Source organism: Streptomyces sp. NPDC048590, from assembly GCF_043199535.1.
Classification (GTDB): Bacteria; Actinomycetota; Actinomycetes; order Streptomycetales; family Streptomycetaceae; genus Streptomyces.
Genome location: NZ_JBICWC010000001.1, coordinates 361,825 through 374,045, shown reverse-complemented (window position 1 = coordinate 374,045; position 12,221 = coordinate 361,825). Strand labels below are relative to the sequence as shown.

The 12,221-nt window shown below is 74.8% G+C and carries 6 protein-coding genes; 5 read left to right on the top strand and 1 reads right to left on the bottom strand.

All coding sequences use genetic code 11. From position 1 onward, the window contains the following. Window positions 1-45 precede the first annotated feature (45 nt). The 5 genes from ACGFNN_RS01575 (at window position 46) to ACGFNN_RS01555 (ending at window position 9,625) form a co-directional block, all read left to right on the top strand. Window positions 46-1,110 (top strand): LacI family DNA-binding transcriptional regulator, encoded by a 1,065-nt coding sequence (locus tag ACGFNN_RS01575; protein ID WP_393551839.1) that lies wholly within the window; start codon window positions 46-48, stop codon window positions 1,108-1,110. Window positions 1,111-1,243: 133 nt separating this feature from the next. Next, entirely contained in the window at window positions 1,244-4,300 is a 3,057-nt protein-coding gene (locus ACGFNN_RS01570; protein WP_393551837.1) for a type 2 lanthipeptide synthetase LanM family protein, read from the top strand. An 11-nt stretch (window positions 4,301-4,311) separates the two neighbouring features. Then, window positions 4,312-4,506, top strand: a complete 195-nt coding sequence (locus ACGFNN_RS01565; RefSeq protein WP_393551835.1) for a hypothetical protein — start codon at window positions 4,312-4,314, stop codon at window positions 4,504-4,506. A 108-nt stretch (window positions 4,507-4,614) separates the two neighbouring features. Then, on the top strand, window positions 4,615-7,530 hold the full coding sequence (locus ACGFNN_RS01560) for an AAA family ATPase (RefSeq protein WP_393551833.1): 2,916 nt from the start codon (window positions 4,615-4,617) through the stop codon (window positions 7,528-7,530). 193 nt (window positions 7,531-7,723) lie between these two features. Then, on the top strand, window positions 7,724-9,625 hold the full coding sequence (locus tag ACGFNN_RS01555) for a BTAD domain-containing putative transcriptional regulator (RefSeq protein WP_393551831.1): 1,902 nt from the start codon (window positions 7,724-7,726) through the stop codon (window positions 9,623-9,625). Here the strand turns inward: ACGFNN_RS01555 and lanKC are convergent. Next, window positions 9,612-12,182 (bottom strand): class III lanthionine synthetase LanKC, encoded by a 2,571-nt coding sequence (lanKC, locus tag ACGFNN_RS01550; protein ID WP_393551829.1) that lies wholly within the window; start codon window positions 12,180-12,182, stop codon window positions 9,612-9,614. The genes ACGFNN_RS01555 and lanKC overlap by 14 nt on opposite strands. Window positions 12,183-12,221 lie beyond the last annotated feature (39 nt).

The following is a 12,221-nucleotide window of genomic DNA, read 5'->3' as shown; positions in this document are numbered from 1 at the left end:
GGCCCGGACAAGGGGTGCCGCTCCAGAACTCCTCGGAGGACAGCCATGACAGTCACCCTGGCGGACGTCGCGGCCCGCGCCCGGGTGTCCCCGGCCACCGTGTCCCGTGTCCTGAACGGCAACTACCCGGTGGCCTCGTCCACCCGGGAGCGGGTCCTGCGCGCGGTGGACGACCTGGACTACGTGCTGAACGGGCCGGCCAGCTCACTCGCCGCCGCCACCTCCGACCTGGTGGGCATCCTCGTCAACGACATCGCCGACCCGTTCTTCGGCATCATGGCCGGGGCCGCGCAGAGCGAGATCGGGGGTCCGGGCGACGGATCGGGCCGCGGGGGCGGCGAGAAGCTCGCCGTCGTCTGCAACACCGGCGGCGACCCCGAACGGGAGCTCACCTACCTCACCCTCCTCCAGCGCCAGCGCGCGGCGGCCGTCGTCCTGACCGGAGGCGCGCTGGAGGACCCCGCCCACCAGGCGGCGATGGCGGTGAAGCTGGCCAGGCTCGCGGACGCCGGCACCCGGATCGTCTTCTGCGGCCGTCCCCCGCTGCCGGACAGCGACGCGGTGGTCGCGGCGCTCACGTTCGACAACCGGGGCGGTGCCCGGCGCCTGACCGAGCACCTGATCGCGCTGGGACACCGGCGGATCGGCTACGTCGCGGGCCCCGTGGAGCGCACCACGACCCGGCACAGGCTGGAGGGGCACCGTGAGGCGATGAAGGCGGCGGGGCTGTACGGGGACGAGGAGAACGTCACCCTGCACGGCCACTACGACCGGCGCTCCGGATACGACGCCACCCTCGAACTCCTGCGCCGCGAACCGGAGGTGACCGCGATCGTCGCCGCCAACGACACGGTCGCGCTGGGTGCCTGCGCGGCGGTCCGGGAGCGCGGGCTCCGCATCCCCGAGGACGTCTCGGTCGCGGGCTTCGACGACCTGCCCTTCTCGGTCGACGCCGTACCCGCCCTGACGACCGTACGGCTCCCGCTCTTCGAGGCCGGGGCGCGGGCCGGGCGGCTGGCTATGGGCAAGGAGACTCCCCCGCAGGGCGGTACGGCGGTCATCACGGCGGAGCTCATGGAGCGCGGGTCCACGGCCGCACCCGCCCGCTGAGCCGGCCCGCCGTCCCCGGCGGGAACGGGCGTAAAGATGGGGGCGATCCCCCCATGTGCCCGTACGTGCACTCCCCGCAGGATGGAGCGCGGGGAGAGCCACCGGGGCTCCCCTACCGGAGGGGGTGAACGCGATGGCCGTGGGAGAGACCGACACCGCCCGGCCCGACGCCTCACGCACCCTGCCGGGAGCCGGCCTCGCCGACGGTGTTCTCGCGGACGGGGCGCCCGGCGGTCCGTGGTGGGCGTCCGGCGTCACCGGACCGCTCCCCGGCACGGAGCCCGACTGGGTCCGGTTCGTCCGGGAGACCGTGGCGGCCGCTCCGGCGCAGGCGCGGGTCGCGGACCAGGAGTATCCGGGGCTGACCGGCTTCGAGGTGGTCGTGGCGCCCTTCGCGGCCAGGGCGGCGGACAGGCTGACCACCGCGTTGTCCGTGGGGACCGCGTACGGGGAGGTCACGGGGTGCGACCGGGTCGCCTGCCCCGCCACCGTGCTGGACGGTTTCGAAGGCCACGTCGCCCGCGGACTCTCGCTGCTGGCCGCCAGGACCCTCGTCTCGGAGCTGCACGAGGCCCGGACGGCCGGGCGGCTCACCGGCTCGGGGCCGCGAGAGCGATTCCGTGACTTCCTGCGGCTGACCGGAAGCCGTGAGGGCCTCGCCTCGCTGGTCACCGGCTACCCGGTCCTCGCCCGGATCCTCGCGCAGGCGGCGTCGGACGCGGCCGACGCGTTCGCCGAGATGCTCGGCAGGCTCGCCGCCGACGCGGAACTCCTGGGCGCCTCGGACCTGTTGATGGGCGGACGGACGGCGGGGGGCGCCGCCCTGGGCCCGTGGACCCTGACCGAGGTCACGGCCGGTTCGGGGGACGGCCATCGCGGGGGCAGGTCGGTGATGCTGCTCCGATTCGCCGACGGCACCCGGCTCGTCTACAAACCGCGCCCGCTCGCCGCCCACCGGCACTTCGGCACGCTGGTCGAGTGGTTCAACTCCCGCCCGGGCACACCTGATCTGCGGGTTCCCGAGGTGCTCGACCGGGGTTCGTACGGCTGGGCGGAGTTCGTCCACGAGGCGCCGTGCCGTACGCGGACCGAGACGGGTGCCTTCTACCGGCGCCTGGGTGCCCTGCTGGCTCTGCTGCACGTCCTGGACGGCACGGATCTGCACCACGAGAACCTCATCGCCTGCGGGGCCCATCCGGTCCTGGTCGACGTGGAGACGCTCTTCCACCCGCCGCTGACGCCCTCCCCGCCGTCCGATCCGGCCGCGCGGGCCCTCCAGGGGTCGGTGCACCGGGTGGGCCTCCTCCCTCAGTTGCTGGTCGGCGACACGAGCGCGCTCGACATGTCCGCGGTGGGCGGCGGCCGGGCCGCCTCCTCCCCTCTGGAGACGGCCTCCTGGGACGGGGCCGGCACCGACACCATGCGTCTGGTACGCGCCACGGGCCGGTTCGGCGACTCGGCGAACACCCCCACCCTGGACGGCGTCCGTGCCGAACCGTTCGGCTTCACCGATGCGTTGTGCGACGGCTTCCGCGCCGGCTACACCGCGCTCGACACTTCCCGAGCCGAACTGCTGGGCCCGAATGGCCTGTTGCGCCTGTTCGAGGAGGACGAGACCCGCTTCGTGTCCCGCCCGACCCACACGTACGCCACGCTGCTCCACGAGTCGACCCACCCTGACCTGATGCGGGACGCCGCCGTGCGGCAGCAGGTGTTCGCGCTGCTGCGTACCGGGGTGCTCGGCACATCCGCGCTTCCCGGACTGGAGGACGAGGAGATCGCCGAACTGTGGCGGGGAGACGTCCCGGTGTTCACCTCCCGCCCCGGCACCGCCGACGTGTGGAGCGGCGGCGGGCTCAGGACGCCCCGTCCCGGCGCGCCCACCGGCCTGGCCCGGGTGGAGGCGAAGCTCCGGGCCCTGGACACCGTCGACCGCCAGGACCAGGAGCGGATCATCCGTACCGCCATGGTGAGCACATCGGCGGCTGCCCCGCACCACAACTCCGGGCGCACGAGGCCGCGGACCGAAGCGACCGCGCCCGAACCGGAGCGTCTCCTCGCCGCCGCGCGATCGGTCGGCGACCAGTTGGTCTCGCTGGCGTACCACGGCGGTGGACGGGCGAACTGGATCGGTCTGGAGCTGCTCGGCGAGCGCTACTGGCGGCTGACACCGCTCGCCGCGGACCTCGCCGGCGGCTACACGGGCCCCGCGCTGTTCCTCTCCCAGCTGGCCTCGCTCACCGGCGCGGCACGGTACGCGGACGCGGCGCGCGCCGCGCTGGCTCCCGTACCCGGCCTGCTGGACGCCCTGCATCAGCGGGGGGAGGAGCTGGGGATGCTCGGCTCCGGAGCGTTCGCCGGGCTCGGCGGGATCGCGTACGCCCTCGCGGAGACCGGCACGTTGCTGGACGACCCGCGGATCCGGGAACTCGCCGGCCCCGCCGTCCGGTTGTGCGTCGCGGCGAGCACCGCCGAGGAGGACCTCGGGGTGCGCGGCGGGGCGGCCGGCGGTCTGGCGGCGCTCCTCGCGGTGCACCGGGCCACGGGCCGGGCGGAGGCCCTCGACGGCGCCGGCCGGTGCGCGGCCAGGATCGCGTCGGCCCCGCTTCCCGAGGCCACCGGCTTCGCCGAGGGAGCGGCGGGCATCGGCTGGGCGCTGCTGCGCTACGCCGGGGAGGCCGGGTACGCGTCCTACCGCGAGACCGGGCTGGAGGCACTGCGTGCCGCCGTGCACGGCGCGGGCGGCGGGCGGGCCTGGTGCGAGGGGGTGACGGGCGTGGCACTCGCCGTCGCCGACAGTCCCCAGGCGCTGGCCGACCCGGAGCTCTCCGGCTGGCTCGCCGACCGGGCGGGCGACGTGGCGCGAGACGTATCGCCCGGTGACGACAGCCTCTGCCACGGCGAGCTGGGCGTGCTCGAACTCCTGGGTCACACCGCCCTGCCGGGGCTGCGCCCCCACTGGCTGCGGAGGGCGGGCACGCTGCTCGCCGCCGCCGACCGGGCGCGCTCGCAGTGCGGTACGCCCGGACACACACCTCACCCGGGGCTGCTCACCGGCCTGTCGGGGATCGGACACGGGCTGCTGCGGGCCGGGTTCCCGGACCGCATCGGTTCCGTACTGCTCATGCGCCACTCCACGGGGGCCGACCGGTCCCCGGCACCTCCTGTGATGTCCACCAACCACCAGTAGATGAGGCAGAGATGACGCAGATCACCGATTCGGCCGGATACGCGGACGTCACCTCGGCGCGCGAGGGGGCCCTGGACCACCCCGCCGGCAGGATCTCGCTCGGGGCCGTAGGAGGGCTCGGGCTGCGCAGCAGACTGCTCAGCGCGGTGGACGGGGAGGCGAACGGCCCCGAGCTGCCGTGGACCACCTTCACCGTGCCGATGTGACCCTGCCGATGTGACCGTGCCGATGTGACGGTTTCCGGCGGGGCGCACCCGCCCTGGGGCGGAATGTGCCCACTCCCGCACTCTGTCCGCCTGGGTTAGCCTGCGGCCATGCGTGCGAACTCGCCGGTCATCGTGGGACGGGACGCGGAGATCGGTCTGCTGGGCAGCGCCCTGGACGCGGCGAGGACGCGTTCGGGGCGCTCGCTGTTCCTCGTCGGTGAGGCGGGGATCGGCAAGTCCAGGCTGGTGGGTGAGTGCGCCTACCGGGCCTACGGGCTGGGCATGCCGGTGCTGCGCGGCCGGGCCGGCTCGACCGGGCTCGTGGTGCCCTTCCGTCCGCTCGTGGAGGCGCTGTCGTCGCACTTCCGGGCGGCGGGCACCCCGACCGACCCCGAACTGGTCCCCTACCACCCGGCGTTGGCCCGGCTCGTCCCGGAGTGGCGGACTTCGGCCGTCTCCGGCTACGCGGAGACCGTGGTCGAGCTGGCCGAGGCGCTGCTGCGGCTGCTGTCGGTCCTCGGCCGGGACGCCGGCTGCGTGATGCTGCTGGAGGACCTGCACGACTGCGACCGGGAGACCGTCGCGGTGGTGGAGTACGTCGTCGACAACCTGGCCGGCCTGCCGGTGATGCTGCTGGGCACCCTGCGCCCCGAGCCCGGGGCTGCCCTGGACCTCGTACGCTCCGCGGAGCAGCGGCACACCGCCACGGTGACGGAGTTACGGGGGCTCGGCGACGCCGAGGTGCGCGCGCTGACCGGCGCCTGTCTGGAGACCCCGCCCGAGCTGGTACCCGAGGCGGTCCACGAACGGCTGGTCGCACGTGCGGCGGGCAACCCGTATCTGGTCGAGGTGCTGCTGGACGACCTGCTCGACACGGGCAGGCTCCGGCGTGCCGGGGACGGCTGGGAGACCGCGGGCCCGCCGGACGGGGCGCTGCCGTCGCGCATACTCCGGAGCTGGGCAGCCCGGCTCGACCGGATGGACGAGCCGGTCAGGGACCTCCTGCTGACCGCCGCCACCCTGGGCGGGCAGTTCTCCGTCCCGGTCCTGCAGACCGTCACGGGGCTGGCCGACCGGGCGCTCTTCACCCATCTGAGGTCCGCGGTCGAGACGGGGGTGATCGCCCCCGACGGCGCCGCCCCCGACCGCTACACCTTCCGGCACGCACTCACCGCCGAGGCCCTGGTCTCCTCGCTGGCCCCGGCGGAGCGCGCGGCCCTGGCACGCCGTGCGTCGGCCGCCGTACAGCGGTCCGGTGAGCCGCTCGACGAGGACCTGCGCCAGCTGGTGGCCTCGCTGGAGCTCGCCGCCGGCAACCGGGCGGGCGCGGCACGGCAGTTCGCGGAGGCGGGCCGCAGGATGCTGGCTTCGGGCTCGCACGGTTCGGCCGTGGTGCTGCTGGAGCGTGCGCGCTCCCTGGCGGCCGAGGCCGACCTGGGCTCCGTCACCGAGTCCCTGGCGGTGGCCAGGGCGGAGAGCGGCGATCTGGACGGTGCACTGGCCCTGGCCGGGTCCCTGCCGCCGGTGCCCGCCGGATCACGGGAGGCGGACGCCCGCGGGGACACCCATCTGAAGATCGCCTGGGTGGCGGTGATGGCGGAGCGCGCCGCGGACACGGCACATCAGATCGAGGCGGCGCGGGCCCTGTTCGGGCCGGAACCGTCACCGGCGCGCCGCGCCTCGCTGTCCGTGGTGGACGGTCATCTCTCCCTGCTCCCCGGTGAGCGGCGCCAGGAGCCGGAGGCGGTCGGACGGGCGGCCAGGGAGGCCGCGGAAACCGCTGAGGCGGAGGGGCTTCCCGTCGTGGCGTGCCAGGCCTGGCAGTTGCTGGCGCTGCTGTCCCGGGAGAGGGGCTTCGACGCCGCGGACGCCTGCCTGGAGCGGATGCTCACCCTGTCCACCGAGCACGCGCTGCCGCTGTGGCGGGTGGAGGCCCTGGTACGTCTCGGGGTGAACGCGTTCATGCGTACCGGCGACGCCGCCCGGCTGCACTCGGCGCGGGCGGCCGCCGCCGAGCTGGGTTCGCTCCTGCTGGCGCAGACCGTGGACGGGCTGCTGGCGATGAACGCCGTGATGTGTGCCCGGTGGGAGGAGGCGGAGGAGATCACCGTGCGCTCGGTGGAGGCGAGCGCCCGTATCGGCAACCACGGCGCGCACCGCTATCTGCTCCTGTCCGCGGCGGCGGCCGCCGCGCACCGGGGCCGCCGCCGGGAGACCGAACGCGCCCTGGCGGCCTTCCGCAGGGCGGGCGGCGAGCGGTCGGCCCTCGTACCGCTTCAACTGGGTTTCTGCGGGGCCGTCGGGGCGCTCCTCGACGAGGACCGGCCCCGCGCGCTGGCGGAGCTGGAGGCGTCCGCGGCCTGGGAGCGCGACCATCCGAGCTACTACTACCTGAGTGGCCGTTACGGGCTGCACCCGCTGCTGGGTGTGCTGTCCGGCGGGACCGGGCGCGCGGAATACGAGTCGGTGGCCTCGTCCCCCGGTGCCGCCCTCGCCTGGAACAGGCAGTTCCTGGATCTCGCGGAGGCGGTGCTGCTCGGCCGGGAGGGAGACCGCACGGCCGCCGGGCAGCGGATGGCGGCCTTCGACGCCCGGTCGGCGGCCTTCCCGGTGGCCCGCCACCTGGGCCTGCGGCTGGTCGCCGAGGCGGCGTTCGCCGACGGCTGGGGTGAGCCGGCCGTGTGGCTGCGCACGGCGGAGGAGTACTTCTACGCGGCCGGGGTGCAGCCCGCGGCGGCGGCCTGCCGTACGGCCCTGCGCCAGGCGGGGGTGAGTGTGACGCAGCGCCGTGGCGGCCGGGACCGGATCCCGTCTTCACTGCGGACGAACGGGGTGACCCCGCGCGAGTACGAGGTCTTCGTGCTGCTGCCGGAGCGGCCGGGCAACCAGCAGATAGCGCAGCGGCTGTCGATCTCGCCGCGCACGGTCGAGAAGCATCTGGCCAGTCTGCTCAGCAAGACGGGGCGGCCCAACCGGTCGGCGCTCTGCGAGTTCGCGGCGGAGTGCGTCGCGGACCAGCCGTGAGCGGTGCCTGACGGACCGGCAGGGGCGGAAGTGGGGGACGACCCCGGCAACATGGGGGCCGGGGGCGGCGGAGTGCGGGTGACCGCGCAGGAAGATACGGGCCCGGCACCGATGTGCGGTGTTCCGCTTCACGACAGGATCGGTCGGTGTACGGCACAGCTTGTCGCCCCTCCCCCGACCAGGAGGCCCGCCGATGTCCCTGCCCCCTCCGCTTTCGACCGGCACCTTCACCGGTGCTCCCGGCACGGTGTACTTCTCGCTGCTGGGTCCGCTCACGGCCGAGTCCGGCGGCGTGCAGCTGCCTCTCGGCCCGCGGAAGCAGCGGCTGGTCCTGGCCACCCTGCTGACCCGCCCCAACTCCCCCGTACCCGTCGAAGTGCTGACCGACGTGGTGTGGCCCGAAGGGCCGCCCCGTACCGCGCGCAAGAACCTCCAGGTCTACATGAGCGCCGCACGCGCCCTGTTCGCGCCGGGCGACGGGGGCGACCGCCTGGTGCACGGCTGCGGCGGCTACCGGCTGCGGGTGGAGGAGGGCGAGCTCGACACCCTGCGCTTCCGGACCCTGACCCGTGCGGGCCGCGCCGCCGGTGAGCGGGGGGACCTGCGGACCGCCGCGCGCCTGCTGCGGGAGGCGCTGGACCTGTGGGGGGAGCGCCCGCCCCTGCACGATCTGCGGGACTCCGCCGGGGTGGCCGAGGAGGCCGAGCGGCTGGAGTCCCGTTGCCTGACGGTCTACGAGGACTGGGCCGAGGCCGAGATCGAGACGGGCCGGGCGGGGGTCGCGGTCGACGGTCTGCGGGATCTGGTGGAGCGTCACCCATTCCGTGAGCGGCTGCGCGCGGCCTGGATGAACTCCCTGCACCAGACGGGCCGGCAGGCGGAGGCACTGGCGGTGTACGACGACTACCGGCAACTGCTGGCCCGGGAGCTGGGTCTTGAGCCCAGCCCGGCGATGGCGGCGCTCTACAAGGCGGTGCTCGGGCGGCGCCCCGCGTCGGGGTCCGTCGCCCCCAGGGGCGCGGCCTCCGGGGCCTCGCTGCCCGCGGACAGTCGCTACTTCACCGGCCGGGAGGACGAGCTGGCCAGGGTGCTGGAGGTGTCGGCCGACCCTGAGGGCGCCACGCTGATCGTGTCCGGCCCGGCCGGGGTCGGGAAGTCGGCGGTGGCGGTGCGGGCGGCGCACCTGCTGGCGGACCGTTTCCCGGACGGACGGGTGCACGTCAGGGCACGGCGCGACGACGGCACGGCCCGCACCGCGGCCGACATGCTGGACGAACTGGGGCGGGTGTGCGGAGTGCCCGGCCGCGGGCGTCCGGATGCGACGGAGGCCGAGAACACCTGGCAGGACTGGCTGTCGGAGCGCAGGGTGCTGATCGTCCTGGACGACGTGGCCGACGAAGGGCCGGTACGGGGGCTGCTGCCGCGGTCCGGGCGGTCCTCGGTGCTGCTCACCGCGCGGGGGCAGCTGGCGGGCCTGGCCGGTGTGCACCGGGTCGCGCTGGGCGCGCCGGAGGAGGACGAGGCACTGGAACTGCTGGAGAAGCTGATCGGGCCCGGCCGGGCGCTCTCCGACCCCGCGTCCGCCCTCCGGATCGTCCGGGCCTGCGGGTCGCTGCCCCTGGCGGTGGTGGTGAGCGGGATGCGGCTGACGGTGCTGCGGCATCTTCCGCTGTCGGAGTACGCGGAGCGGCTCGAGGACTCGCCCTGCGCCCTGGACGAACTGGTGGCGGGTGACGTGTCGGTACGCGCACGGCTCGCGGCGGGCTGGCGGGACCTGTCCCCGGAGGACCGCCGCGCCCTGACGCGGCTGTCCGTACTCGCCGGGGACGGGGGCTTCACCCTGGAGCGGGCGACGGACGTCCTGGGCTGTCCGCGCCGGGCGGCCCTGCGGAGCGTCGAGTCGCTGATCGGCACCGGTGCCGTGACCTCGCCGCCGGGTGAGGTCACGGCGCACGCCGTGCGCTACGAGGTGCCCCGCCTGCTCGGTCTGTACGCCGTGGAGCGCGCGCCGGCGGACGGGGGTGGCGGCGAGGCGGCCTCGCGGGCGGTCCCGGGCTCCTTTCCGGAGAGGGCGCTCCCACTCATCCGAGGGTGAGCAGGTCCAGCAGGCCGGGTGCGCCCTCCTCGGCGTCGGAGAGGAAGTGCAGGGCCAGAAGGAGCCCGGCGCTGCCCGTGCCGAGGTCGGCCGAGAAGCGCCGCAGCCCCGAGCCCGGTACGAGCAGCCGGTCCTCGTCCGCGACGAGATGCCAGGTGAGGTTGCGTACGGAGGCCAGGACGGGCGGCGTGGTCCGCGACGCGGGGTCCAGCTGGGCGGCTGCCGCCGCGAGACCCGCCCGCCCGGTGAACAGCCCTGGTTCGCGGACGAATTCCATGGCGCAGCCCTTGGCCACCCCCGGGATGACCGCGGCGAGCCCGGTGTCCTCGTGACGGGCCGTGTAGGCCTGGGCGACCAGGGCGACGCCTGAGCTCCCCTGGCCGAGGTAGAGCAGATGGCGCTGGCCGTCCTTCACCTGGACGGTGCCGTCGGGCATGGTCACGAGGTGGGAGGCGTCCCGCAGTAGAGCCGCGCGCGCGGCGTCCCTCAGCCATGACTCGCCCGTCAGCTCGTGCAGCTCCAGATGGAGCAGCGCGGCGCCGCTGAGTCCGCGCAGCAGTCCCGCCGACTCGGGAAGGCGCAGGCCGTCCACCGGTTCTCCCCGTACCAGTGCGTCCAGTTCCCGGGCGATGCCCAGGGCCGCGTCGACCAGCGGGCCGTCCGCGCCCTCGCCCCCGAGGCGCGCCAGACGGAGTCCGGCGAGCGCGACACCCGCACGCCCGGTGAGCAGATCGGCCGAGACGGAGGGCGCGGCGGCGCAACCGGTCCGTTCCCACAGTTCCCGGCCGGCCTCGTGCCGGCCGAGGAGGGTGAGCACGAGGGCGGTGCCCGCCGGCCCGTCGAAGAATCCGCCGGCCGCGGCCGGGTTCCCTCGCAGCGCGGTGTCCGCGAGCCAGTCGGTCCATTCCTCCGGTACGGGCGCGCCGACCCGGTGCAGTGCGTACAGGACACCGGCCGCACCGTTCCGGAGATCGGTGCCGCCGTTGGCGAAGAGGTCGGGGCCGCCGGGGAAGAGACGGTCCGTCCGCCCCGGGCTGGCCCCGGCGTGCACTCCGGCCAGCAGGCGGGTGCGGAGGCCCGCCCAGTCGATGTCCGGGCCCTCGAGAAGGGCGGCCACCCCGGCCTCGCGGCGCAGCGATTCGTCGGCTCCGTCGAGCAGGGGCGGGCGGGGTGGTCCCGCGTCGGCCCGCAGGCCGTAGCGCCGTCGGGCCCAGCGCTCCAGGGTGAGGGCCTTCGCTCTCTCCAGCCCCGCCATCTCCGTGACCGGCATCAGCATCGTCAGCCAGGTCGCCCACAGGGCGTAGGCGTCGGCCTCGGCCCCGGGCGTGCCGGGCGGGGCCTGGAGTCCCTGGGCCCCGGCGAGCGGGGTGTTCTCGTCGTCGAGGGCCGTGGCGTACTCGAAGTCGACGAGGGCGACTCCCCCGTCGGGCCGGACGATGATGTTGGAGGGGTGCAGGTCCCCGAAGCGCAGACCCCGCGCGTGGATCTTCTCCAGCGCGTCCGCGAGCGCGCCGGCCACCCTGTCGGTCCACTCGACGTACGGGGCGAGTTCCTCCGGTGAGTCCGCTCCCCGGACGAGTGAGAACCGGGCGACGATCTCCTCCAGAAGGGTGTTCCCCTCGATGTACTCCTCGATCAGGAAGTGGTGTTCCCAGACGGTGCGCAGCCCGAGCACCGCGGGCACGCAGTCCAGCCCGGCCAGCGCGGTCAGCGCCCGGTGCTCGCGGTGCAGCCGGGTCACCGCGTCGTCCCCCGCGGCGTCCAGCCCGCAGTGGGGCCGCGCTTCCCGCAGCACCACCCGGTGGCCGGTCTCCCGGTGTTCGGCCAGGTAGATCCCGCCCGCGTTGGAGAACTGGAGGGCTTCGGTGACGGTGTAGGGAAAGGTGTCGTCGCGTGCGGCGGCCCGCGCGGCCAGGTGCGGGCGGAGGGCTTCGGGGGTCTCGACCCAGGAGGGGGTCCGGAAGACCACGCCCCGCTCGTCCGGGACCAGCCGCCCCGAGGGGTCGCGCAGTGCCAGGACCCGGCGGCCCTCGGCGTCGGTGCACCACCGGGGGACGTAGGCGCCGTAGCGCGTGTACACCGGGGCGTCGCCGATCCGCAGGTCACTGAGGACGTACGGCCCCCGGCGTCCCGAGAGCACCCGGGACAGTTCTTCGGCGAGCGTCAGGAACACGGTGTCGTCCGGCGGGTAGACCGCGATGAACTTGCCCGCGCCGCTGCGGTTCATGTGCTTGTTCGCCATCAGCAGCAGCGCCTTCTCGCTGCGCAGGAACTTGAACGGGACTCCGTGGCGGAAGCAGACCCGGGCGGTGTCCCGGAGGGTGGCCGCGGCCTCGTCGGGGACCGTGGACACATGGATCTTCCAGCCCTGCGCGGCCGGACGGACGCCCTCGGGTACCAGTGACGTCCACAGGCCCGAGGGCTCACGGCGCCATCCGGCCGGCGGGGGTTCCGTGGCCGGCCGGTACCTGGACTCCTCGTCCGCCAGACGGGCCGGGGTCTCGTAGTAGGTGCGGTCGGCCAGGCAGTAGAGCTGGGGTTCCTGGGTGGCTTGCACGCTCGGCCTCTCTTGTCCGGACCCGCCGTGGAGCAGCCG